This window comes from Paracoccus tibetensis (assembly GCF_900102505.1).
In the GTDB taxonomy this organism is placed as follows: Bacteria; Pseudomonadota; Alphaproteobacteria; order Rhodobacterales; family Rhodobacteraceae; genus Paracoccus; species Paracoccus tibetensis.
Genome location: NZ_FMVT01000010.1, coordinates 92778 through 115800 on the forward strand (window position 1 = coordinate 92778; position 23023 = coordinate 115800).

Genomic DNA, 23023 nt, shown 5'->3' on the forward strand with positions numbered 1-23023 from the left:
TTGCCGAGCGTCATACACCGCGGCCGGCGGAAAAGCCAATGGCGCGCCCGATCACGGGCTGGTTCCCTGATCCGCAACGCGAAAGGCCCGCCGGACGGGCGGGCCTTGGAGGGCGGATGGTGCCTGCGCCTTACATGCGCGAGGCCACGTTTTCCCAGTTCACGAGGTTCGACAGGAAGTTCTCGAGGTATTTCGGCCGGGCGTTGCGGAAGTCGATGTAGTAGCTGTGCTCCCACACGTCGCAGCCCAGCAGCGCGGTCTGGCCGTGGCAGAGCGGGTTCACGCCATTTTCGGTCTTGGTGACTTCCAGACCGCCCTCGGCGTTCTTCACCAGCCAAGCCCAGCCCGAGCCGAACTGCCCGACGCCGGCCTCGGTGAACTTCTTCTTGAAGTCATCGACCGAGCCGAAGCTGTCCTTGATCGCGGATTCCAGCTCGGACGGCATGGCGGCGTTGTTCGGGCCCATCATCTCCCAGAACTGGGCATGGTTCCAGTGCTGGCTGGCGTTGTTGAAGATGCCGTTCTGGGCGACGGCGCCGGGCTGGTAGGTGCCCTTGACGATGTCCTCCAGCGACTTGCCTTCCCACTCGGTGCCCTGGACCAGCTCGTTCAGCTTGTCGACATAGGCCTTGTGGTGCTTGTCATGGTGATATTCCAGCGTCTCGCGCGACATGCCGGCGCTTTCCAGAGCGTCGTGGGAATACGGAAGATCGGGAAGCGTGAAAGCCATTTTCCTGTCCTTTCAAGAAGGTTGCAACCTTGGCCGGCGGCACGGTCGCGCATTCGCCCGGTCAACGCAAGGGGGCGGGGGCGGTTCCTCGCCGCGCCGCGGCCGGGGCGCGAAGGGGGCGCTCGCGCCCCCCTCTTGGCCTGACGGCCAATTCCCCCCTCTGAGGATATTTCGGCACAGAAGATGATCAGCGCGGGGCGAGGGTGCTGCCGGGGAGCGCGGCATTGGTGAGGATGAGGCCCAGGTAGTCGGCAGTGGAGCGGAAGCCGATCACGCGGAAGCCGCCCTGGATGCGCCAGATGGCGGCCGCGGTCTGGGCCATGCGGGTGCGGCGCAGATGTCCCTCGGGCAGGTGGGCGGCGTCCACGGGGGCGAGCTTCGCGATGACGTCGGCGGCGTGCGGGCCGGTCACGTCGAAGACGGCGCGGGCGTCCGAGACGTCGACGACGAGGCCGTGCTCGCCCATCAGGGCCTGGGTCAGGGCCTCATGGGCCTCGGGCAGTTCGGCCTCGGGCAGGATCAGGAGCAGCTCGTCGGGGGACATCCAGCCGAGGGAACGGCTGCCGTCGGTGGTGATCTGCGTGGTGTCGGGCAGGCCAAGGCCGGCCGCCTCGGCCAGCGCCTCGCCGGCGCGGGCGAGGTCGGCGCGGATGGTCAGCATCCCGAGGCCGGGAATGCGGGCGATGGTGGCGAGCGTCTCAGCCATGAAGGCGGCTCCCTTCCCTGTCGTAGAAGACCGGGTCCACGATGCGGGCCTTCATCACCCCGCCGCCGGGGATCGGGAAGTCCAGCACCTGACCCATGCGCGCGGGGCCGTGGTGCACGAGGCCCATCGCGATGGGCCGGTCCAGCGTCGGCGAGTGGTAGGAGGAGGTGACGCGCCCCTGCACCTTGCGCTGACCGTTGGCGTTCGTGCCCTCGGCCACGGCATGGGCGCCGTCGGGGATCACGCGGCCGTCGAGGCTTTCGAGGCCGACCAGCTTCCAGCGGTTGCCGTCCTTCATGTGCAGCCGCGACTGCGCCCGCTTGCCGATATAGTCCGCCTTCTTCTTCGAGATGGCCCACTCGAGGCCCAGGTCCTGTGGGATGATGGTCCCGTCGGTCTCGTCGCCGATCATGATGAAGCCCTTCTCGGCGCGCATGACATGCATCGCCTCGGTCCCGTAGGGGGTGATACCGAGGTCTTGGCCGGCTTGGTGCAGACGCTCCCACAGCTCCAGCCCGCGATTGCTAGGAACGGCGATCTCGAAGCTCAGTTCGCCAGAGAAGCTGATGCGGAAGATGCGCGCGGAGATGCCGGCGAGATCGCCCTCGGCCCATTGCATGTAGGGCAGCGCCTCGGGCGACAGGTCGATGCTGCCGCCGAGGCGTTCCAGCAGGGTGCGGGCCTGCGGGCCGGCGACGGCGACCTGGGCGTATTGCTCGGTCAGGTTGGCGGTGTAGACCTTCCAGTCCCACCATTCGCATTGCAGCCAGTCTTCCATATGGCCGTGGATGCGGTCGGCCCCGCCGGTGGTGGTGTGGCAGAGCCAGGTGTCCTCGGCGAGGCGCGCGACGACGCCGTCGTCCATCAGGAAGCCGTTCTCGTTGCACATGAGGCCGTAGCGGCATTTGCCGATGCCGAGATTCGACATCATGTTCGTGTAGAGCATGTCGAGGAAACGCCCGGCATCCGGGCCCTTCACCACGATCTTGCCGAGGGTCGAGGCGTCCAGCGTGCCGACGCCGCGGCGGACCGCCAGGATCTCGCGGTGGACGGCGGCGTGGCGGTCCTCGGTCCCCTGCAGGTAGGCATAGGGGCGGCGCCATTGGCCGATGGGCTCGAAGCTGGCGCCGTGGGCCTCGTGCCAGCTGTGCATCGGGCTCTTGCGGAGGGGCTGGAAGGCCTCGGCCTTGGCCTCGGCGGCGATGGTGGCGAGAGTCAGCGGCGTGTAGGGCGGGCGGAAGGTCGTGGTGCCGGTCGCCGCGATGGGCTGGTCCAGCGTGCCCGACAGGACGGCGAGGCCGTTGATGTTGCTGACCTTGCCCTGGTCCGTCGCCATGCCGAGCGTGGTGTAGCGCTTGGTGTGCTCGACCGAGGCGTAGCCCTCGCGCGCGGCAAGTTCCACGTCGGTCACCTTCACGTCGTTCTGGAAGTCGAGCCACATCTTAGCGCGCAGCTTGTAGGGTGCGCGGGCAGGCATGACCCAGACGGGCATGATGGGCGCCTCGGGATGCTCCAGGTCGCCGGCGCAGGTCAGGTTGCCGCTGGCGGCGCCGAGGCAGGTGACGTTGCCCTTGCCGTCAGGCCCGAGCGGCGGGCGGTCGGGGTCGGGGCGGAACATGGCGCCGGCCTCGTCCCAGGTGAGCTTGCCGCCGCAATGGCTGTAGAGATGCACGACCGGCGACCAGCCGCCCGACATGGCGACCACGTCGCAGTCGATGGTCTGAAGCGGCGCGCCCTCGCCGTGATAGGCGCAGGTGACGACCGCCTCGACATGGCGGTGGCCCTTGACCTTGGCAATGCCGGTGCCGCCGAGGACGGTGATGCCGAGCGCGCGTGCCTCGTCCGGCAGAGCGCCGGCCGGGTTGTGGCGGGCGTCGATGATGGCGGGCACGTCGAGCCCGGCACGCTTGGCGATGATCGCGGTCCGATAGGCGTCGTCGTTGTTCGTGACGACGACGATGCGCCGGCCGGGGGCGACGCCATAATCCGCGATGAAGTCGCGCACGGCCGAGGCCAGCATCACGCCCGGCACGTCGTTGCAGGCAAAGCTGAGGGGCCGCTCCAGCGCGCCGGTGGCGGCGATCACATGGCCCGCGCGGATGCGCCAGAGGCGCTGGCGGGGGATGCCCTGGTTCGGGTCATGATCGGCCAGCGCTTCGCGGGCGATGAGATAGCCGTGGTCGTAGAGCCCCGTCGCCATCGTGTTGCGGCGCAGGGTGACGTTCTTCCGCGCGCGCAGGTCGGCCAGCAGCGCGTCGATGGCGCCCTGCCCGCCCGGATGGTCGGTCGGCGTCCGGCCGCCCCAGACCGGGGACTGCTCCAGCACCAGTACGGTTGCGCCGCCTTCGGCCGCCTCGCGCGCGGCCTCCAGCCCGGCGATGCCGCCGCCGACGACGACCACGTCGGCGAAGCCGTAGGCCTGTTCGTAGCGGTCGGGATCGGCTTCCGTCGGGGCGCGGCCGAGGCCGGCGCTGCGGCGGATCACCGGCTCGAAGAGATGCTTCCAGAAGGGGCGCGGCTGGATGAAGGTCTTGTAGTAGAAGCCCGCCGGCAGCAGCGGCGCCAGCCAGTTGTTGATCGCGCCGATGTCCGCGTCGAGCGAGGGCCAGCAGTTCTGCGGGCGCAGGACCATGCCTTGCGTCAGGGCGGTGGTGGTGGCGCGCTGGTTCGGCTCGAACCGGCCGCCCTGGCCGAGGCCGAGGAGGGCGTTCGGCTCCTCGGCGCCCGAGGCGAGGGGGCCGCGCGGGCGGTGATACTTGAAGGACCGGCCCATGAGCATCTGGCCGTTCGCCAAGAGCGCCGAGGCGATGGTGTCGCCGGTCAGGCCCTTGAGGTGGCGGCCGTCGAAGCGGAACGGAACCTGCCAGGCGCGGTCGATCAGCCGGCCGCCGGAGGAGAGGCGGAAGGGGGGCGTGTGGGTCATTCGGCGCTCCAGTCTGGCTGCCAGTCGGGGCGGGCTTCGCGGATCTTCTCGACGATCTCGGCGGGCGGGTGCGGAGTCTGCGCCTTGTAGGTGCCGAAGACCTGAAGCGTGGCGGTGCAGCGGGCGGCGAGGAACCACTTGCCGCAGCCATAGGCATGGCGCCAGCGCTCGAAATGGACGCCCTTGGGGTTCTTGCGGGCGAAGAGATAGGCCTCGAACTCGTCGTCGCTGCCACCGGGGCCGACGCGCTTCAGATGCGCCTCGCCTCCGGGCTGAAGCTCGGTTTCCTCGGCTGCTACGCCGCAACAGGGGCAGGTCAGGATCAGCATGGCGGCGCCTTGGTCGGAGGGGTGGAACGGACAAGAGCCCCGCACCGGACGCGCCGGGCGAGACCTGCCTGACCTGCGGTCAGGCGGAAACCGGGGGCTGACTGCCCCCGGACCCCCGTGGATATTTCAAGACCGAAGCCGGAGCGGTCAGTTTGCCGGAGTGGGCGTGGTCGCGGGATCGGCCGGGGCAGGCTCGACCGAGACGTCGGGCGAGGCCGCGGCGCCGGTGTCGGGCGTGTCGATGATGACGGTGTCGCCGCCGGCGGCAGGGGCCGTGGTCTCGACCGTGCCGGTGCCGGTGTTGCTGCCGGACATGAAGAAGAAGAGCAGCGCGACGACGACGACGATGCCGCCGACGATGAAGTAGAGGCCGTTGTTGTTGCGGTCAGCCATGGATGTCCCTTTCGGTTTTCCGAATGATGACAATCCAATGCGACAACTTGGGCGGGAGTTCCGGACAGCGTCCTCATGCGCGGCTCCGTGCCTAATGCGCCACGCCGGCGGCGACGGATTCGTCGATGAACCGGCCCTCGCGGAAGCGGCCGAGGCCGAAATCGGCGGCCAGCGGGCCGGGACTGCCCTTCGCGATCAGCTCGGCCATGGCCCAGCCCGAGCCGGGGATGGCCTTGAAGCCGCCCGTGCCCCATCCGCAGTTGACAAAGATCCCGCCGACCGGGGTGGCCGAGAGGATCGCCGAGCGGTCGCCGGTCATGTCCACGATCCCGCCCCATTGCCGCAGCATCTTGAGGCGCGAAAGCATGGGGAAGGTCTCGATCAGCGCCCGCACGGTCTCCTCGACATGGTGCCACGAGCCGCGCTGCGTGAAGTTGTTGAAGCCGTCGGTGCCGCCGCCGATCACCATCTCGCCCTTGTCCGATTGCGAGAGATAGCCGTGAACGGTGTTCGCCATCACGACGACATCCATGCAGGGCTTGATCGGCTCGGACACCAGCGCCTGCAGCGCGACGCTTTCGATGGGCAGGCGGAAGCCGGCCATCTCGGCCAGCTGGCTGGAATGGCCGGCGACCACGATGGCGAGCTTGTCGCAGCCGATCCGGCCCTTCGAGGTGTTGACGGCGCGGACCTTGCCGCCCTCGGTCTCGACGCCGGTGACCTCGCAGTTCTGGATGATGTGCATGCCCATGTCGCTGCAGGCGCGGGCATAGCCCCAAGCCACCGCGTCGTGTCGGGCCGTGCCGCCGCGGGCCTGGTAGAGCCCGCCGAGCACCGGGTAGCGCGGGCCGTCCAGGTTGATGATCGGGACCAGCTGCTTGAGGCGGGCGGGCTCGATCCACTCGGTCGCGACGCCCTGCAGGGTGTTGGCATGGACGGTGCGGCGGTAGCCGCGGACCTCGTGCTCGGTCTGGGCCAGCATGATCAGGCCGCGGGGGCTGAACATGATGTTGTAGTTCAGGTCCTGGCTGAGAGTCTCGTAGAGGCTGCGCGCCTTCTCGTAGAGCGCCGCGGACGGGTCCTTCAGGTAGTTCGAGCGGATGATCGTCGTGTTCCGCCCCGTGTTGCCGCCGCCCAGCCAGCCCTTCTCCAGCACCGCGATGTCGGTGATGCCGAAGTTCTTGCCGAGATAGTAGGCCGTCGCCAGTCCGTGCCCGCCCGCGCCGACCACGATGACCTTGTAGCGGTTCCGCGGCTCGGGGCTGGCCCAGGCCCGGCGCCAGCCGGTGTGCTGGCGCAGCGCCTCGCGCGCGAGGGCGAAGACGGAATAGCGGCCGGAGGTCGGGGCTTCGGGCATGGCAGCTCCTGTCGTTTCGGGGCAGAGAATGCGGCGGCGGCACGTCCGGCTCAAGACGGGTTGCGGCAGGATCACCTCGATTTGCGACACGCCGCCTGCGGCTGAACCGCGCAAGGCGCAGCGGCGTTGGGGCGAGGCAGGGGGACATGAAGAAGATGACCGACGCCACGTCCAGCCGCGCCGCGCCGACCGAGCAGGGGGTGCTGCGCTTTTCCATCGCGATGACCTTCGTGCTGGCGGTGGTCGGGATCGGCTTCGGGATCGCCAGCGGCGCGGCCTCGATCATCTTCGACGGGATCTATTCTCTGATCGACGCCTCGATGACGGCGGTGGCGCTGGTCGTCTCGATGCTGATCACCCAGACCATGGCCGAGCGGCGGCAGGCGCGGTTGGCCCACCGCTTCACCATGGGCTTCTGGCACCTGGAGCCCATGGTGCTGGGCGTGAACGGCGTCCTGCTGACGGGTGCTGCGCTGTACGCGCTGGTGACGGCGGTCAGCAGCCTGCTGTCGGGCGGGCGCGAGCTGGATTTCGGGCAGGCGATCCTCTACGCCGCGATCGTCGTCGTGGTCGCGGCGTTGATGGCGCTGAAGAACCGCCGGGCGAACCGGACCATCCGGTCCAGCTTCGTCGCGCTGGACGTGAAGGGCTGGACCATGTCCGCCGCGCTGACCGGGGCGCTGCTGGCCGCCTTCCTCTTTGGCTGGCTGATTCAGGGAACCGCGCTCGACTGGATGTCGCCCTACGTGGACCCCGCGATCCTGGCGCTGGTCTGCCTGGTCATGCTGCCCCTGCCGATCCCGACGATCCGGCGGGCGCTGGCCGACATCCTGCTGATCACCCCGCCCGAGATGAAGGCCCGCATCGACTCCATCGCCGCCGAGATCGCCGCCCGCCACGGCTTCACCGATCACCGCGCCTATGTCGCGCGTGTGGGCCGCGGCCGCCAGATCGAACTGTTCTTCATCGTCCCGCGCGGCGCGCCCGCCCGCCCGCTAGAGGAATGGGACGCCATCCGCGACGAGATCGGCGAGGCGATCGGCGGCGAGAGCCCCGACCGCTGGCTGACCATCGCCTTTACCACCGATCCCGAATGGGCCGACTGAACCCAAGGGCCGGCCGGCGGATTGATCCCTCACGGACGACGCCCCGCACGGGGTCATGGCAAGGAGAGCAAAGATGACGCTGCCCCTCGATCCCCAGGCCGCCCTGCGCGCCGAGTTGGACCGGATCGCCGCCACGCAGCTGGAGAGCCGCGGCCTCTTGATGCGCGGGGTCGAGGCGGTGGGACGGATGACCGAAGGGGCGGCGACGACGGTGCTGAACCTTTCGCCCGTCGCGCTGGAGACGGTGCTGGAAAGCGCGTTCCGCCAGCTCTACGACCTGTCCGGGCGCGGGGATCAGGTCAGCGTGGTGCGCGATTCGCCCCTTATCGCCAATCGCGCCGCCGCGGTCCTGTCGGGCGCGACGGGCGGCTGGTTCGGGCTGGTCGGGATCGTCCCGGACCTGATCGCCTCGACCACGGTCATCTTCAACTCGATCCAGAAGGTCGCGCGGCAGCACGGCTTCGACACGACCGATCCCGAGGTTCGGCTGGAATGCCTGGCCGTCTTCCAGTTCGGCGAGCCCGGCGAGGGCGGGGACGCGGCCGCCAAGTCCTTCCTCGCGAACCGCGTCCTGACCAACGGGCAGACCGTCTCGGCGCTGATCTCGCGCTTTGCCAGCGGCTTTGCGGCAAGGCTGACCACGAAGCTGGGGGCGCAGGCGATCCCGGTGCTTGGCGCGGCCACCGGCGCGGCGATCAACTTCGCCTTCGTCGACTATTACGAGCGCGTGGCGCAGATCCATTTCCGCCTGCTGCGGCTCGAGGCCCAGAACCCCGGCATCGACATCCACGCCGAATATGCCCGCGCGCTGGAGCGGGTCCGCGCCCGCCCGCGCGGGCTTGGCGCCCGGTTGAAGCGGCTGGCCGATAGCGGCACGAGAAGCCGCGCCGACCCGGCTCAGAAGGGCACGTCGTCCCCGCCCCCGGCCGGCTGAACATAGGCCGCCTTGATGTTCTTGAAGCCGGCGTCGAACTGCACGGTCAGCGTGTCCTCGGCGATGCCCATGATCTTGCCGGTGCCGAACTTGGCATGGCTGACCGTGTCGCCGACGGCGAAGCGCGCCGCCGGCGTCGCATCGATGGTCACCGGCGTGCGGCCCACGGGGGATTTGCGTTCGCTCGCCCGCGCCTGCATCCGCTTCCAGCCGGGCGAGTTGTAGACATCCGCCTGCGCCACGCGGTCATGCATCGCCCCGCCCGCCGGCGCGGCGCCGGCGAAGGCCATCGCCGCCCCGTAGCCCCCGCCATAGAGGCCCGGCGGCGTCAGCACCTCGACATGCTCCTCGGGCAACTCGTCGACGAAGCGTGACGGCATCGAGCTTTGCCACTGCCCATAGAGCCGCCGGTTGCCCGCGAAGCTGATCGTCGCCAGCCGCTCGGCCCGGGTGATGCCGACATAGGCCAGCCTCCGCTCTTCCTCCAGGCCGCGGGTGCCCAGCTCGTCCATCGCGCGCTGGCTGGGGAACAGCCCATCCTCCCAGCCCGGCAGGAAGACGACCGGGAACTCCAGCCCCTTGGCGCCGTGCAGCGTCATGATGCTGACCTGCTCGGCCTGCTCGCCATCGTCGCGGTCCATGACCAGCGAGACATGCTCGAGAAAACCCTGCAGGTTCTCGAACTCCTCCAGCGCCTTAACAAGCTCCTTGAGGTTGTCGAGGCGGCCGGGCGCGTCGGGCGACTTGTCGTTCTGCCACATCGCCGTGTAGCCCGACTCGTCCAGGATGCGCTCGGCCAGTTCCACATGCGGCGCGCCGTCGCGCACGGCCATGTGCGAGCGTCCGATCAGCGCCACGAAGTCCCGCAGGTTCGCGAGGCCCTTGCCGCCCAGCTGCTGCTCCTCGACGGCGATCCGCGCGCCCTCGAGGAGGTTCACGCCGTTCTGCCGCGCAATCTGCTGCACCGTCTGCACCGCCTTGTCGCCGAGGCCGCGCTTGGGCGTGTTCACCACCCGCTCGAAGGCCAGGTCGTCGTCCGGGCTGACGACCAGCCGGAAATAGGCCATCGCATCGCGGATCTCCTGCCGCTCGTAGAAGCGGGGGCCGCCGATGACGCGATAGGGCAGGCCGATGGTCATGAAGCGGTCCTCGAAGGCCCGCATCTGGTGGGACGCGCGCACGAGGATCGCCATGTCGTTCAGGCTGACCCGGCCAAGCGCGGCGCGGTGGCCGCCCTGGAAGGCCTCGATCTCCTCGCCGATCCAGCGGGCCTCGGCCTCGCTGTCCCAATGCCCGATCAGCCGCACCTTCTCGCCCGGCGCGGCATCCGTCCACAGCGTCTTGCCAAGCCGCCCCTGGTTCGCCGCGATCAGGCCCGAGGCCGCGCCCAGGATCTCGGGCGTCGAGCGGTAGTTCTGCTCCAGCCGGATCACCTCTGCGCCGGGAAAGTCCTTCTCGAAGCGCAGGATGTTGCCGACCTCGGCGCCGCGCCAGCCATAGATCGACTGGTCGTCGTCGCCCACGCAGCAGATGTTGCGATGCCCCTGCGCCAGCAGCCGCAGCCACATGTACTGCGCGACGTTCGTGTCCTGGTATTCGTCCACGAGGATGTAGCGGAAGCGGTCCTGCCATTGCCGCAGCACGTCGGGATGGGCCTGGAACAGCATGACGCAATGCATCAGCAGATCGCCGAAATCGACCGCGTTCAGCGTCAGCAGCCGGTCCTGGTAGGCGGCATAGAGCTTGCCGCCCTGCCCGTCGAAGGCCTCGCCCTCGCCCCGCGGCAGGTTCGATGGCGTCAGGCAGCGGTTCTTCCAGCCGTCGATCAGATGCGCCAGCTGGCGGGCGGGCCAGCGCTTCTCGTCGATGTTCTCGGCCGACAGCAGCTGCTTCAGAAGCCGGATCTGGTCGTCCGTGTCGAGGATCGTGAACGACGGCTTCAGATGCACCTGCCCGTTGCCGATCAGCTCGGCATGGCGGCGCAGGATCTTCACGCTGATCGAGTGGAACGTGCCCAGCCACGGCATCCCCTCGACCGTCTCGCCCAGAAGCCGGGCGATGCGGTCCTTCATCTCGCGCGCCGCCTTGTTGGTGAAGGTCACCGCCAGCAGCTGCCCCGGCCGCGCGCGGCCCAGCATGAGAAGATGCGCGATCCGCGTGGTCAGCGCCCGCGTCTTGCCCGTCCCCGCCCCGGCCAGCAGCAGCACCGGCCCGTCCAGCGCCTCGACCGCCGCGCGCTGCGCCGGGTTCAGCCCGTCCAGATAGGGGGCAGGCCGCGCCGCCACGGCGCGCTGCGACAGGGGCACCCGCGCCCCGCGGTCGGATTCGTCGATCAGGTCCATGCGCCCAACATAAGCGCGCCGCGGCGGCGAGGAAAGCCTCTGTTCCTCATCCGTTCCCTTCCGGCGCAGAAATCACCTGTGCGAAAATATCCTCCGGGGGGTCGCAGGCTGGTGCGCCACTGGTCCGAGGACCAGCCGGCGACGGGGGCGAAGCGCCCCCGGCCGTCGCGGGACGCAAGAGATCAGGCCCGTAGCCCCATGAAGGTCGCGGGGTCCAGCGAGGCCTGCGCGAAGGTCGTCCCGCTGGTCAGCAGGCTCACCGCGTCGTGGGAATGCAGCGATTCCTGATGGCTCGCGACCACGCGGAAGTCCCCGACCCGCGGCTCGGCCTGCAGCTCGGCGGCGAAGGCCCGCACCGCGTCCTCGACGAAGATCGGGTTCGCCGCGTTAAGTTCGGCAAAGGCCTGCTCGTCCTCGCGCTTGACCATGACCTGCGTCTCGGTCGGCACCGCGCGGCGGCACAGCTCGATCACGTCCTCGAACCACAGCCGCTCGGGACCGGCCATGACCAGCGAGATGCGCGCGACCGAGCGCTGCGAATGGGGCGTCGCCAGCCGACCGCGGGTCTGGCGGGCATGTTCCGACAGCTCCAGCGAGCAGGGGCAGGTCGAGGAATAGACATAGTCGATATGCATGTTCCGCAGGTGCTGGCCCTGGTGCTCGGCCACTTCCAGCGTGATGTCGTAGTACTGCCAGCCCGACAGGCCCGAGCGCAGCGACTCGACCCGCATCGGGTACGAGAACCGCATCTGGATGCGCGCGTCCAGCGAGCCGAGGTCGATCTTGTAGTCCTGCAGCGCCGCCTCCAGCACGGACAGGCTGAAGGCATGTTCCGAGTGGTTGTAGAACGAGCGCATGATCCGGGACATGTTGATGCCCTTGCGGTCTGCCTCCAGGCTCACCGTGCCGGTCACGCTGGTCTCCAGCGTGATCTCGCCGCCGTCGCGCATCAGGTAGCGGATCGGCAGGCGGAAGTTCGAGATGCCGACATGCTGGATCGGCGCGCGCGCCCCGACGATCAGGCTGGCGGGTCCGTTCTGCAGGTCGGGCAGCCCGGCCTTGTAGTCGTCGGTGACGCGGAAGCTGCGGTCGTAGTCCCGCGCCAGGGCGGGATAGGCGGGGGTCAGGGGACGGATCTCGGTCATGGCAACCTCCGGATGGGGCCACAGGGATATAGAAGATGATCCTCCGGAAACCAGACCCCGGACGGATTGTCGCGGCGCCCGCCTCAGCCGAGCGCCTGGTGCAGGTCCGCGATCAGATCGCCCGCATCCTCCAGCCCCACCGACAGGCGGATGAGGCCGGGGGTGATCCCCAGATGCGCCTTCTGCTCGTCCGTCAGGCGCTGGTGGGTCGTCGTCGCCGGATGGGTGGCGATGGATTTCGCGTCCCCGAGATTGTTCGATATCTTGACGATCCGCATCCGGTTCAGCGCGGCGAAGGCCGCCTCCTTGCCGCCATGCAGGTCGATGGCGATCATCGTGCCGCCCGAGCCCATCTGCTCCATCGCGATCGCGTGCTGCGGATGGTCGGCCAGGCCCGGATAGATCACCCGCGACAGCGCCGGGTGGCCCTGCAGCGCCGCCGCGATCGTCGCGCTGCTCGCCGCCTGCGCCCGCACGCGCAGGTCCATCGTCTGCAGCCCGTTCAGCATGATCCAGGCGTGGAAGGGGCTGATCGCCCCGCCCGTGTGCTTCATGTAGGGCTCGGCCACCTCGCGCACGAAATGCCGCGTGCCGCAGATGACGCCGGCCAGCGCCCGCCCGCCGCCGTCGATATGCTTGGTCGCCGAATAGATCACCACATCCGCGCCCAGCTCGACCGCGCGCGAGAAGACCGGGGTGGCGAAGACGTTGTCCACCACCACCGTGGCGCCCGCCGCATGGGCAAGGTCCGCGACGGCTTTCAGGTCCACGACCTCCAGCGTCGGGTTCGACACGCTCTCGAAGAAGACGGCCTTGGTGCAAGGCCCAATGGCCGCGCGCCACTGATCGAGATCGGTGCCGTCGACATAGCTGACCTCAACCCCGAACTTCGCCAGCAGCTCCAGCACATAGAGGCAGGAGCCGAACAGCGCCCGCGCCGCGACGACGTGATCGCCAGGCTTGCACATGGCGAACATGGCGCCGTTGACGGCGGCCATGCCGCTGGCGGTGGCGAAGGCGTCCTCGGTCCCTTCCAGCGCCGCGATGCGGTCCTCGAACATGCGGCTCGTGGGGTTGCCGTAGCGGGCATAGATGAACTCGTCCGGGCCCGCCTGCTGGAAGCGGCCCTCGGCCTCTTCGGCGCTGTCATAGACGAAGCCCTGCGTCAGGAAGATCGCCTCGGCCATCTCGCCATACTGGCTGCGGCGGGTGCCGTGGTGGACCGCCTGCGTGCGGGGGTGAAGCTTCGTCTCGGACATGTCGCGCCTTTCCCTGATGGGCGCGGGACTAACCCGCCGCGCCCATCCCGCGCAAGTGCGCCGTTAGAGGTAGTCGCCGCGCTGGAGCCCGTATTTCGCCATCTTCTCGTTCAGCGTCCGGCGCGGCAGGCACAGCTCCTCCATCACGCCCGAGATGCTGCCCTTGTGGCGCCGCATGGTGTTGTCGATGAGCATCTTCTCGAAGCTCTCGACATATTCCTTCAGCGGCTTGCCCTCGGTCGTGGTGGCCTGCTGGTTGTCCTCGCCATCCGCCATTAGCAGCGAGGCGATCGAGCCCGAGCCGCGCCGGTTCTGCAGCACGGCCCGTTCGGCCACGTTGATCAGCTGGCGGATGTTGCCGGGCCACGGGGCCTGCAGCAGCTGCGCGGCTTCCTGCGCGCTGACCTGCGGCGGCTCGCAGCCATATTCCTCGCTGAACTGCTCGGTCATGCGCGCGAACAGGGACAGGATGTCCTCGCCCCGCGCGCGCAGGGGCGGCAGGGTGATCTTCAGCGCCGAGAGGCGGTAGAAGAGGTCCGGCCGCAGCGAATCCTCGGCCCGCCGCCCCTCGCCTCGCGCGTTCGAGATGGCGATGATCCGCGTCTCGGCCGGGGTGCCCTGCTCGGAGATGAAGGCCAGCAGCCGGGCCTGCATCGCCTCGGACAGCGCCTCGATGTCCTCGAGGCAGAGCGTGCCGCCCCGCGCCTCCTCGACCGCCGGCAGCCCTTCCTCCAGCGGTCCGAAGAGCCGCGCGGCCAGCGCCTCGTCGTTGTAGGCGGCGCAGGAGACGGGGACGAACTTCTTCGAGGCGCGCGGGCCGACCGCGTGCAGCGCATGGGCGACCAGCGTCTTGCCGGTGCCGGTCTCGCCATCGATCAGGACGTGCCCGTCGGCCTGGCCAAGATCCAAAATGTCCTCGCGCAGACGCTCCATCACCGGGCTGGTGCCGATCAGCTTGGACATGACCTGCTGGCCTTCCGACAGGTCGCGGCGCAGCGCGCGGTTGTCCAGAACCATGCGGCGGGACTGCGTGGCCTTCTTGGCCAGCTGCGTCATCCGGTCGGGATTGAACGGCTTTTCCATGAAGTCCATGGCGCCGATCCGCATCGCCTCGACCGCCATCGGCACATCGCCATGCCCGGTGATCATGATGACCGGCAGGCTGCTGTCGAGCTGCATCAGGCGCTTGAGGAAGGCCATCCCGTCCATGCCCGGCATGCGGATGTCGCTGACGACGACGCCGGGCCAGTCCGGGCCGATGATCTTCAGCGCATCCTCGGCGCTGGCATAGGTTTCGGTCTCGAACCCGGACAGGACCAGCCACTGGCTGATCGATTCCCGCATGTCAGGTTCGTCGTCCACAATGGCAATCTTCAACTTGCGGGACATTTCTTCCTCTCTTTGGTCATTCGGCGGCCAGCGCCGGACGTGTCTCGGTGGGGGCGTGCAGCGGCAGCTCGACCTGGAAGACGGCGCCGCCGCCATTCTCGGCATCGGCGGTCTCGTTATGCGCGGTCAGCCTGCCCCCGAAATCGGCCACGATGCTCGAGGAGATGGCCAGGCCCAGCCCGGTCCCCTCGCCCGGCTTCTTCGTGGTGAAGAAGGGTTCAAACAGTTTTTCCAGGTCCGAGACACCCGGACCGTTGTCCTTGACGGACACATAGGCGTGAGAGCCGGCCTCGACCGTGATCTCGATCTGGGCGTTTGGCCGGCCGTGAACGGCATCGACGGCATTCCGCAGCAGATTGATCAGCACCTGCTCCAGCCGGATGCGGTCGGCCATGACCATGACCCGCTGGCGCGGCACGTTCCTGATGATGCGGATGGGGCGGGTCCGCAGCTGCGGCTCCATCATCGTCAGCGCGCTGCTGACGGCGGCGCGCAGGTCCACCGGCTCGACCGCCTCGCCGCCCTTGCGGGCATAGGATTTGAGCTGCCGTGTGATCGCGCCCATGCGGTCGATCAGGTCGTCGATGCGCTGGAACGAGGACAGCGCCTCCTCGGGCCGGCCGCGTTGCAGCAGCAGGCGCGCCCCGGCGAGATAGGTCTTCATCGCGGCCAGCGGCTGGTTCAGCTCGTGGCTGACGCCGGCCGACATCTCGCCCAGGGCCGCCAGCTTCGAGGATTGCTGCATCGTCTGCTCGGCCACGCGCAGTTCCTTCTGCACGCGCTCGCGCTCGGCGATCTCGCGCGTGAGGCGGGCGTTCAGGGCGCGCAGGTCGGCCGATTCGCGCATGTAGGCGACCGACTGCATCCGGGCACGGCGCGACAGCACCCAGAAGGTCCCGGCCAGCAGGATGGCAAAGCCCATGATCTGCAGCGCGAGGATCGCGTTCACCCGCTCGCGGACGCTGGAATAGGCGGTGAAGCTGATCATGCGCCAGCCGCGGAAGGGCACCCGCGCGTCGGACTGCATCACGGCGCGGCCTTGCAGATAGGCGTCGGCCGGCTGGCTGGTCCAGTCGGCGGTGACCTGGAAGGCGCGCTGGATGGCGGACGGGGCCGAGCGCACCGCCAGCGCCTGCGGCAGCGTCAGCCCCCGCCAGCGCGGCTCGGTCGAAAGGATGATGTTGCCCTCGCTGTCCGTCACCGCGACAGCGTCCGAGATCCCGGCCCAGGACCGCTCGAGCCGCGTCAGGTCCGCGCCGACGACGATCACGCCGAGCGTGCGCCCCTCGGCCACGACGGCGCGGGAATAGCTGAACTCATAGGCGCCCGAGGCCTGCTCGGAGACGGAGAAGACCGTATCCCGCGAGCGCAGCGCCTCGACGAAGTAGGGCGCGGCGGACATGTTGGCGCTGATCTGGTAGCGGTCGGTCGAGCCGACGACGCGGCCCGTGGCATCCAGAAGCCGGATCGTCGCGGCGCCGATCTCTTTCTGCGCGGTCATCAGCCGGGCCGAGGTGGTCGAGAAGTCGTTGCCGTTGAGCGCCCCGATCAGCGCCGGATCGCGCGCCAGCAGCAGCGGCACGACCGAGTTGCGCTGCAGCTCCGACATCAGGTTGCCGGTATAGAGCGCGAGGCGCAGTTCCGACCGCACGCGCGTGTTCTCGGAAAACCGTTCCGTCAGCCAGGCGTTCGTCGTCCAGATCGTCGCGGCGGCGCCCAGGAACAGCAGCGCCAAGGCGGCACGAAGCCACCACTGGCCGTTCAGCCGGGCGGTGAAATCCCGCCGGCCGTTCGTCCTGCTTTCGATGTCGTCGTCGATCTTCGCGCGCCGAGCCATCACCCCCCCGGAGCCTGTCCGCGCGGCAACCCCGCACCAGATGGCTGGCGCAATCTACGCGCAAGCGCCCCGCTTCTCAAGCCGCAGGGCGTTCCGGTGACCCGACGGATCAGGCGCGGACGAGCGATTCAACCAGTCCGCGAAAGAGCGGCGCGCCCTCCTCGCCCCCGGTTGCGGCGTCGGCCGCGCGCTCGGGATGGGGCATCATGCCGAGGACGCGGCGGTTGGCCGACAGAACCCCCGCGATGTCAGCGACCGAGCCGTTCATCGCCGGGACGTAGGTAAAGGCGATGCGGTCCTCGGCCCGCAGCGCGGCAAGCCCCTCGGGATCGATCTGGTAGTTGCCGTCGTGATGTGCGACCGGGATCGTGATCTCCTGCCCCGCTGCATAGCCCGCAGTGAAGGCGCTCTCTGCCGTCGCCACCCGCAGCTTGGCCGGCTTGCAGAGGAAGGTCAGCCCCGCGTTCCGCATCAGCGCGCCGGGCAGCAGGCCCAGCTCGGTCAGGACCTGGAAGCCGTTGCAGATGCCCAGCATGTAGCCGCCCCGCGCCGCATGGGCGCGCAGCGCGCCCGCGATGGGCGAATGAGCCGCGATGGCCCCGCAGCGCAGGTAGTCGCCATAGGAGAAGCCGCCGGGCACGCCCACGAGGTCGATCCCCTCGGGCAGCGCGCTGTCCTTGTGCCAGACCCGCACGACCTCGGCACCGGCCGCTTTCAAGGCGACGGCCAGATCGCGGTCGCAATTCGATCCGGGAAAGGTGACGACGGCGGCTTTCATGGCGCGGCTCCTGATCTGGGATGGCAGCCCCTTAGCGCAGCCGGGGCCGCAAAGAAAGAGGCCGGGCGCTTGGCCCGGCCGTCGATCTTAGGCGAGCGCCTTGTTCAGGTACTCGTCCACCTTTTCCAGGTAGCCCATCGTGGTGAGCCATTTCTGGTCCGGGCCGACCAGCAGCGCGAGGTCTTTGGTCATGTGACCGTCTTCCACGGCGCGCACGGTGACCTTCTCCAACGTGCTGGCGAAGTTCATCAGCGCCGTGTTGTCGTCCAGCTTCGCGCGGTGCTTGAGGCCGCCGGTCCAGGCGAAAATCGACGCGATCGAGTTGGTCGAGGTCGCGTTGCCCTTCTGGTGCTCGCGGTAGTGGCGCGTGACCGTGCCGTGCGCGGCTTCCGATTCCACGATCTTCCCGTCCGGCGTCATCAGCACCGAAGTCATCAGCCCGAGCGAGCCGAAGCCCTGCGCGACCGTGTCCGACTGCACGTCGCCGTCGTAGTTCTTGCAGGCCCAGACATAGCCGCCCGACCACTTCATCGCCGAGGCGACCATGTCGTCGATCAGGCGATGCTCGTAGTGGATGCCGGCCGCCTTGAACTGGTCGGCGAACTCTTCCTCATAGACCTTCTGGAACAGGTCCTTGAAGCGGCCGTCATAGGCCTTGAGGATGGTGTTCTTGGTGGACAGGTAGACCGGCACCTTGCGGCTGAGGCCGTAGTTCATGCTGGCCCGCGCGAAGTCCAGGATCGACTCGTCGAGGTTGTACATCGCCATGGCGACGCCGGCGCCGGGCGACTGGAAGACCTCGTGCTCGATCTCCTGGCCGTCGTCGCCGACGAACTTGATCGTCAGCTTGCCCTTGCCGGGGAAGCGGAAGTCGGTGGCGCGGTACTGATCGCCATAGGCGTGGCGGCCGACGATGATCGGCTGCGTCCAGCCCGGCACCAGCCGCGGGACGTTCTTGCAGATGATCGGCTCGCGAAAGATGACGCCGCCGAGGATGTTGCGGATCGTCCCGTTGGGCGAGCGCCACATCTTCTTCAGGCCGAACTCCTCGACCCGCTGCTCGTCCGGGGTGATCGTGGCGCACTTGACGCCGACGCCGTAGCGCTTGATCGCCTCGGCCGCATCGACGGTGATCTGGTCGTCGGTGCGGTCACGCTCCTCGATGCCGAGATCGTAGTATTTCAGGTCCAAGTCCAGATAGGGCAGGATCAGCTTCTGCTTGATGAAGTCCCAGATGATCCGGGTCATCTCGTCGCCGTCGAGCTCGACGACGGGGTTTTCGACCTTGATCTTCGACATTGCGGGCCCCCTTGGCATTGATGAATTCGGACTGCCTATACCCCCATCGCCCTGCATTGGAAAGCCGGTATGCGATGGTATGCCTGCCGCGGCCGGCCAGGTGCAGGCTGGGCTTGACGGGCATTCGCATCAAATGCGCCGGGGAATAGATTCGGGGCGGCGGGGGCGCCCGGGGTAAGGAGGGTGCAGTTCCAGTTCCCGGTGGCCGAGGTGTTCCAATGCAGAAAGTGACGTGGATGTGGTTCGGCAATCTGCCGCAGCTCAACATCGACCCGGCCACGCCCGTCACCCTGCAAGAGCTGCAGCCGCTCATCGGCCACAGCGCGACCGGGCAGGCGCAGATCAAGCCGGTCGTCCTCACCGGGACCGCAACTACGGGCACGTTCAACGGCGTCCAGACCCAGGTCTTCCGCACGACCTACAACTGGTACACGACCCCGTCCACGGCCACGGTCCTCAGCTACGCTTCGCCCTCTGCCGAAAGCGAGGTCAGCAAGGTTATCACCGGCTTTGCCAGCGTCACCTATGCCCTGACCCTGCCGGACGGCACCATCCGCAAGGAGACGGGCGTGCTGATGCAGATGAGCAATGGCGACATCTTCTTCCGCCCCGCCCGCGACACCGTCCCGGCCTGGGACAAGATCGAAGAGCTGCAGTCGGTCGAGATCCTCGGCGCGACGCCGCTCGGCCCCGAGGTTTACGTGGCGCTCGTCTCGTTCTCGCCCACGATCTTCGACCTGAGGATCAAGTGCTTCTGCGCCGGCACCCTGATCCGCACCGCCACCGGCGATCGCCCGGTCGAGGAGCTGCAACCGGGGGACTTGGTGATGACCCGCGATCACGGGCTCCAGCCGCTGCGCTGGTGCGGGGTCTCGACCCTCAGCCGCGCCGAGCTGACGGCCCTGCCCCACCTGCGCCCGGTCCGTGTCGAAGCGGGCGCGCTTGCGCCGCAGACGCCGTCGCTGCCGCTGCGGCTGTCGCCGCAGCACCGCGTCCTGGTCAGCTCCAGCATCGCCGCACGGATGTTCGGCGCGCGCGAGCTTCTGGTTCCGGTGATCCAGCTGACCGAGCTTCCAGGCATCGCCGTGGAAGAGGACGCGGACGGCGTGTCCTATCACCACCTGCTCTTCGATCGGCACGAGGTGGTGCTGTCGAACGGGGCCGCGACCGAGTCGCTCTATACCGGGCCGGAGGCGCTGCGCGCCCTGTCGGCCGATGCCGTCGCGGAGATCGAGATCCTGTTTCCCCATCTGCGGCTCGACGCCGCCCCGCCGGCCGCCCGCCACCTCGTCCGCGGCCCGCGCGTGCGGCGCATGGTCCAGCGCCACATGGTCAACCAGAGGCCGCTGTTTTCCTAAGGCTTTGACGCGCGTTGCGCGTCCGCGGCCAGCATCGGCATGCGGCAGGGCCTAGGCTAATAACATCCGACATGAAAAAGCCCCGGGATCGCTCCCGGGGCTTTAAGGCTTGCGCTGGCTTGCGTCAGTTGACGAGGCCGGCGGCCTGGCAATCGGCCAGCGTGATCTCGTCGAGGTTCACTTCGACCTGGCTGTCGGCGGCGTCGATGTTGCCGCTGGCGGCGTCGGTTTCGACCGGAGCGGGGCTCGCGTCGACCTGGGCCAGTTCACCCTCGGGCGCGACTTCCTCCTGGTCGATGTTGCCCGAATTGGCCGCGGTGGTCGGCTCGGTCGAGGCGCTGAGGTCGGTCGCACCGGCCGGGGCGACGCCCTCGGGGGCCTCTTCCTCGGCGTCGGGGTTGCCCGAGTTCGGGTCGAGCCCGGTCGTCTGGACCGTGGACTGGCCCACCAGCGCCTCGCAATGGGTGGTCACGGTGGGCAGGTCGGCGGCGTTGATTTCCTGGGTGCCGACGGTCGTGGTTTGGGCGAACGCGGCAGGGGTGAAGGCCAGAACGGCGGCGGCGGCCATCGCAAGCGGCGACGCAACGGATTTGGGGGTCATGTTGAACTCCTGATTGGGTGTCGTGCAGGTCACGTTAGGACAGCACAACCCCGCGACGCCGGTCTTGTTCCGCCTTGGCGCCGCGGCCCTCAGGCGAAGACGCCCAGCAGCCGCGCATGCAGCCAGCCCCAAAGCGCCGGCGAGGCCGCGGTGATGGGCGGGCCGTAGCGGGCCTCGAGCATCGGCAGCGTCACCTCGAATTCGCGCCAGCCATGCCCCCCGCCGCGAAGGTTCAGAAGCGCGGGTTGCAGCCGGTCAAGGCCGCGGGCGAAGCACGCATCGCGGGTGACGCCGGTCTCGAACTCCTCCCACAGCGCCAGCAGCGCCGCGCCGTCCGGTTCGGGCAGCAGGCCGAAGATGCGCCGGGCCGCGGCGGCTTCGGCCTGCTTGATCTCTGGCGCAGAATGGGCCGTGCCGCCCGCCGCGTGCAGGGGCACGTCGCCCACGTCGATCTCGACCAGGTCGTGGATCAGCAGCATGCGGATGACGCGGCCGATGGCGACCTCCGGGTCGGCCAGCGGGGCGAGGACCAGCGCGTGCAGCGCGACGTGCCAGCTGTGCTCGGCGCTGTTCTCGCGCCGGCTGAGATTGATCAGCCGGCTGGCGCGGTCCACGGATTTCAGCGCGTCCGCCTCGGCCAGGAATGCCAGCCGACGTCCCAGATCGCCCGCGACGCTTTGCCGCGCGTTCAGCAACGCGTGCGCTGCCTCCATCACCTCGGGCCACTCATCGGCGAGGCGGGCGGCGCGCCCCCGGGTGAGGTTCTCCTGCACGATGCGGACATGGTCCGGCAATGGGCGGGGCGCCTGCAGCACCTGGAACATCGGCTGGACATGGTCCATCCGCTTGGCCGCCTGCGCGTCATGGCTCGCCGCCGCCTCGAACTCGTGCCAGAGCGGCGCCAGGTCCTCGGGCGCCGGCAGCATCCCGAAGATACGCCGCGCCGCCGCCGCCTCGGCCGCGGCCAAGGCGGCGGCGTCGTGGTCCAGGTGGATCGGCTGGTCCCCGGTGTCGATCTCGACCAGGTCGTGGATCAGGATCATCGCGATGGCGCGGTCGCTGGCGCCGAAGACCAGGGCGTAGAGCGCGACGTGCCAGCTGTGCTCGGCGCTGTTCTCAGGCCGCGACAGGTCCATGAGGACATTGGCCCGCGTCACCGACTTCAGCCGGTCGGCCTCGGCCAGGAAGTCCAGCCGCGCCGTCAGCATCGCGGCAGCCCCCGCAGCGGTCAGCGGCTGCTCTCGGTCAGGCGCCGGCGCACATAGCCCTGCACCAGGTCGATCATCGGCTTCATGTGCACCTCGTCGTCGCGGAAGAAGTGATCCGCGCCCTCAATCTCTTCATGCGTGATCGTGATGCCCTTCTGCTCGCGCAGCTTGCCGACAAGGGCGTGCGTGTCCTTGGGCGGAGCCACGCGGTCCACCGTGCCGTTCACGATCAGCCCCGACGAGGGACAGGGCGCGAGGAAGCTGAAGTCGTACATGTTCGCCGGGGGCGCGACGCTGACGAAGCCGGTGATCTCGGGGCGGCGCATCAGAAGCTGCATCCCGATCCAGGCGCCGAAGCTGAAGCCCGCGACCCAGCAATGCTTGCTGTTGGGGTTCATCGCCTGCAGATAGTCCAGCGCCGAGGCCGCGTCCGACAGCTCGCCGATGCCCTGATCGAATTCGCCCTGGCTGCGGCCGACGCCGCGGAAGTTGAAGCGCATGACCGTGAAGCCCATGCGGTGGAAGGCGTAGTGCAGGTTGTAGACCACGCGGTTGTTCATCGTGCCGCCGAATTGCGGATGCGGGTGCAGGACGATGGCGATTGGGGCGTCGGGCTTGCCGGGCTGGGGATGGTAGCGGCCTTCGAGACGGCCGTCGGGGCCGGGGAAAATCAGCTCTGGCATGGTCATCCTTTACGGGGCGGTCGGGTTTCTTGACGCGTCGTCGCGGGGCTTCTAGACGGGATATCTGGGAGAGCCGGGCGGCCTTCGCAAGAAACCTGCGAGCGCGGGCATAGCCCGCATGGGCGCCGGGCGTCAACAGAAGCAGCGGCCGGGCCCCGCAACACCGACGGAGGAGCGTGATGAAGCTATCGACCAAGGGCCGCTACGCCATCATCGCCCTGACGGATCTGGCGATCGCCAAGGGCGGCGATCTGACCTCGCTGGCCGAGATCTCGAAGCGGCAGGACATCTCGCTTCCCTATCTCGAGCAGCTCTTCGTGCGACTGCGGCGCGCGGGGCTCGTCGCGTCGGTCCGCGGCCCCGGCGGCGGCTACCGCCTCGCCCGCGCGGCCGAGGCCATCCGCATCGCCGAGGTGCTGGAGGCCGTGGACGAGACGGTGAGCGCCATGCATATCGGCGCCGGGGCGTCCGGAGGCATCTCGGGCTCGCGCGCGCAGACCCTGTCGAACCGGCTGTGGGAAAGCCTCTCGGCGCATGTCTACGTCTTCCTGCACAACCACACGCTGGCCGACGTCGCCAAGAACCAGCTTCTGCCCTGCCCGGCCCTGCCGCGCATCCTGAACGTCGTGGACGAATGACGGACAAA

General features: G+C 68.7%; 20 protein-coding genes. 4 read left to right on the forward strand and 16 right to left on the reverse strand.

From position 1 onward, the window contains the following. Positions 1-130: 130 nt before the first annotated feature. The 6 genes from BLP73_RS14465 to BLP73_RS14490 form a co-directional block, all read right to left on the reverse strand. Entirely contained in the window at positions 131-730 is a 600-nt protein-coding gene (locus BLP73_RS14465) for a superoxide dismutase (RefSeq protein ID WP_090746128.1), read from the reverse strand. Positions 731-917: 187 nt separating this feature from the next. Next, complete coding sequence (locus tag BLP73_RS14470) at positions 918-1436, reverse strand: sarcosine oxidase subunit gamma (RefSeq protein WP_090746131.1); 519 nt, start codon at positions 1434-1436, stop codon at positions 918-920. Then, complete coding sequence (locus BLP73_RS14475; RefSeq protein ID WP_090746134.1) at positions 1429-4359, reverse strand: sarcosine oxidase subunit alpha family protein; 2931 nt, start codon at positions 4357-4359, stop codon at positions 1429-1431. Before BLP73_RS14475 ends, BLP73_RS14470 begins: the two co-directional genes overlap by 8 nt. Further along, complete coding sequence (locus BLP73_RS14480) at positions 4356-4688, reverse strand: sarcosine oxidase subunit delta (RefSeq protein WP_090746136.1); 333 nt, start codon at positions 4686-4688, stop codon at positions 4356-4358. Before BLP73_RS14480 ends, BLP73_RS14475 begins: the two co-directional genes overlap by 4 nt. Before the next feature lie 147 nt (positions 4689-4835). Continuing rightward, positions 4836-5081, reverse strand: coding sequence for a hypothetical protein (locus BLP73_RS14485; RefSeq protein WP_090746142.1), 246 nt, complete (start codon positions 5079-5081; stop codon positions 4836-4838). A 91-nt stretch (positions 5082-5172) separates the two neighbouring features. Continuing rightward, positions 5173-6438, reverse strand: a complete 1266-nt coding sequence (locus BLP73_RS14490; protein ID WP_090746145.1) for a sarcosine oxidase subunit beta family protein — start codon at positions 6436-6438, stop codon at positions 5173-5175. A 146-nt stretch (positions 6439-6584) separates the two neighbouring features. Here BLP73_RS14490 and BLP73_RS14495 point away from each other — a divergent pair, with 146 nt between their 5' ends. Both BLP73_RS14495 and BLP73_RS14500 read left to right on the forward strand, forming a co-directional pair. Further along, positions 6585-7544 (forward strand): cation diffusion facilitator family transporter, encoded by a 960-nt coding sequence (locus BLP73_RS14495; protein WP_217630696.1) that lies wholly within the window; start codon positions 6585-6587, stop codon positions 7542-7544. Positions 7545-7617: 73 nt separating this feature from the next. Continuing rightward, a complete protein-coding gene (locus tag BLP73_RS14500; protein WP_175453374.1) occupies positions 7618-8478 on the forward strand; it encodes an EcsC family protein in 861 nt (286 codons plus the stop codon). On the opposite strand, the gene BLP73_RS14505 is transcribed toward BLP73_RS14500, so the two are convergent. The 7 genes from BLP73_RS14505 to BLP73_RS14535 form a co-directional block, all read right to left on the reverse strand. After that, positions 8442-10820, reverse strand: coding sequence for an ATP-dependent helicase (locus BLP73_RS14505; RefSeq protein WP_090746151.1), 2379 nt, complete (start codon positions 10818-10820; stop codon positions 8442-8444). The genes BLP73_RS14500 and BLP73_RS14505 overlap by 37 nt on opposite strands. A 182-nt stretch (positions 10821-11002) precedes the next feature. Beyond that, positions 11003-12019, reverse strand: coding sequence for a GTP cyclohydrolase FolE2 (folE2, locus tag BLP73_RS14510; RefSeq protein WP_425415697.1), 1017 nt, complete (start codon positions 12017-12019; stop codon positions 11003-11005). Positions 12020-12048: 29 nt separating this feature from the next. After that, positions 12049-13224: an O-succinylhomoserine sulfhydrylase gene (gene metZ / locus BLP73_RS14515; protein WP_090746157.1), complete on the reverse strand. Its 1176-nt coding sequence runs from the start codon at positions 13222-13224 to the stop codon at positions 12049-12051. 63 nt (positions 13225-13287) lie between these two features. Continuing rightward, a complete protein-coding gene (locus BLP73_RS14520; protein ID WP_090746160.1) occupies positions 13288-14613 on the reverse strand; it encodes a sigma-54-dependent transcriptional regulator in 1326 nt (441 codons plus the stop codon). Between the two features lie 16 nt (positions 14614-14629). Next, positions 14630-16450 carry a sensor histidine kinase gene (locus BLP73_RS14525; protein ID WP_090746163.1) on the reverse strand — a complete coding sequence of 607 codons (1821 nt, stop codon included), beginning with the start codon at positions 16448-16450 and terminating at the stop codon, positions 14630-14632. A 109-nt stretch (positions 16451-16559) separates the two neighbouring features. Further along, on the reverse strand, positions 16560-17228 hold the full coding sequence (gene purQ / locus BLP73_RS14530; protein WP_090746166.1) for a phosphoribosylformylglycinamidine synthase subunit PurQ: 669 nt from the start codon (positions 17226-17228) through the stop codon (positions 16560-16562). A gap of 87 nt (positions 17229-17315) precedes the next feature. Continuing rightward, positions 17316-18527: an NADP-dependent isocitrate dehydrogenase gene (locus tag BLP73_RS14535; RefSeq protein WP_090746168.1), complete on the reverse strand. Its 1212-nt coding sequence runs from the start codon at positions 18525-18527 to the stop codon at positions 17316-17318. A gap of 218 nt (positions 18528-18745) precedes the next feature. On the opposite strand from BLP73_RS14535, the gene BLP73_RS14540 reads away from it, so the two are divergent. After that, positions 18746-19885 (forward strand): Hint domain-containing protein, encoded by a 1140-nt coding sequence (locus tag BLP73_RS14540; protein WP_245686688.1) that lies wholly within the window; start codon positions 18746-18748, stop codon positions 19883-19885. Between the two features lie 124 nt (positions 19886-20009). On the opposite strand, the gene BLP73_RS14545 is transcribed toward BLP73_RS14540, so the two are convergent. The 3 genes from BLP73_RS14545 to BLP73_RS14555 all read right to left on the reverse strand — a co-directional run bounded on the left by BLP73_RS14545 (position 20010) and on the right by BLP73_RS14555 (position 22377). Beyond that, positions 20010-20486 (reverse strand): hypothetical protein, encoded by a 477-nt coding sequence (locus tag BLP73_RS14545; RefSeq protein ID WP_090746171.1) that lies wholly within the window; start codon positions 20484-20486, stop codon positions 20010-20012. 89 nt (positions 20487-20575) lie between these two features. Further along, positions 20576-21694: an HD domain-containing protein gene (locus tag BLP73_RS14550; protein WP_090746174.1), complete on the reverse strand. Its 1119-nt coding sequence runs from the start codon at positions 21692-21694 to the stop codon at positions 20576-20578. A gap of 20 nt (positions 21695-21714) precedes the next feature. After that, the gene (locus BLP73_RS14555) at positions 21715-22377 is read right to left on the reverse strand and encodes an alpha/beta hydrolase (RefSeq protein WP_090746177.1); all 663 of its coding nucleotides are present in this window, start codon (positions 22375-22377) and stop codon (positions 21715-21717) included. A 179-nt stretch (positions 22378-22556) separates the two neighbouring features. On the opposite strand from BLP73_RS14555, the gene iscR reads away from it, so the two are divergent. Further along, positions 22557-23015 (forward strand): Fe-S cluster assembly transcriptional regulator IscR, encoded by a 459-nt coding sequence (gene iscR / locus BLP73_RS14560; RefSeq protein ID WP_090746180.1) that lies wholly within the window; start codon positions 22557-22559, stop codon positions 23013-23015. Positions 23016-23023 lie beyond the last annotated feature (8 nt).

Coding starts and splice junctions, on each gene's coding strand:
- BLP73_RS14555 (WP_090746177.1), bottom strand. CDS start 22,377: ATGCCAGAGCTGATTTTCCCCGGCCCCGACGGCCGTCTCGAAGGCCGC.
- BLP73_RS14525 (WP_090746163.1), bottom strand. CDS start 16,450: ATGGCTCGGCGCGCGAAGATCGACGACGACATCGAAAGCAGGACGAAC.
- BLP73_RS14540 (WP_245686688.1), top strand. CDS start 18,746: ATGCAGAAAGTGACGTGGATGTGGTTCGGCAATCTGCCGCAGCTCAAC.
- iscR (WP_090746180.1), top strand. CDS start 22,557: ATGAAGCTATCGACCAAGGGCCGCTACGCCATCATCGCCCTGACGGAT.
- BLP73_RS14495 (WP_217630696.1), top strand. CDS start 6,585: ATGAAGAAGATGACCGACGCCACGTCCAGCCGCGCCGCGCCGACCGAG.
- BLP73_RS14475 (WP_090746134.1), bottom strand. CDS start 4,359: ATGACCCACACGCCCCCCTTCCGCCTCTCCTCCGGCGGCCGGCTGATC.
- BLP73_RS14505 (WP_090746151.1), bottom strand. CDS start 10,820: ATGGACCTGATCGACGAATCCGACCGCGGGGCGCGGGTGCCCCTGTCG.
- BLP73_RS14500 (WP_175453374.1), top strand. CDS start 7,618: ATGACGCTGCCCCTCGATCCCCAGGCCGCCCTGCGCGCCGAGTTGGAC.
- BLP73_RS14485 (WP_090746142.1), bottom strand. CDS start 5,081: ATGGCTGACCGCAACAACAACGGCCTCTACTTCATCGTCGGCGGCATC.
- BLP73_RS14550 (WP_090746174.1), bottom strand. CDS start 21,694: ATGCTGACGGCGCGGCTGGACTTCCTGGCCGAGGCCGACCGGCTGAAG.
- BLP73_RS14480 (WP_090746136.1), bottom strand. CDS start 4,688: ATGCTGATCCTGACCTGCCCCTGTTGCGGCGTAGCAGCCGAGGAAACC.
- BLP73_RS14490 (WP_090746145.1), bottom strand. CDS start 6,438: ATGCCCGAAGCCCCGACCTCCGGCCGCTATTCCGTCTTCGCCCTCGCG.
- BLP73_RS14470 (WP_090746131.1), bottom strand. CDS start 1,436: ATGGCTGAGACGCTCGCCACCATCGCCCGCATTCCCGGCCTCGGGATG.
- metZ (WP_090746157.1), bottom strand. CDS start 13,224: ATGTCCGAGACGAAGCTTCACCCCCGCACGCAGGCGGTCCACCACGGC.
- BLP73_RS14535 (WP_090746168.1), bottom strand. CDS start 18,527: ATGTCGAAGATCAAGGTCGAAAACCCCGTCGTCGAGCTCGACGGCGAC.
- purQ (WP_090746166.1), bottom strand. CDS start 17,228: ATGAAAGCCGCCGTCGTCACCTTTCCCGGATCGAATTGCGACCGCGAT.
- BLP73_RS14520 (WP_090746160.1), bottom strand. CDS start 14,613: ATGTCCCGCAAGTTGAAGATTGCCATTGTGGACGACGAACCTGACATG.
- BLP73_RS14545 (WP_090746171.1), bottom strand. CDS start 20,486: ATGACCCCCAAATCCGTTGCGTCGCCGCTTGCGATGGCCGCCGCCGCC.
- BLP73_RS14465 (WP_090746128.1), bottom strand. CDS start 730: ATGGCTTTCACGCTTCCCGATCTTCCGTATTCCCACGACGCTCTGGAA.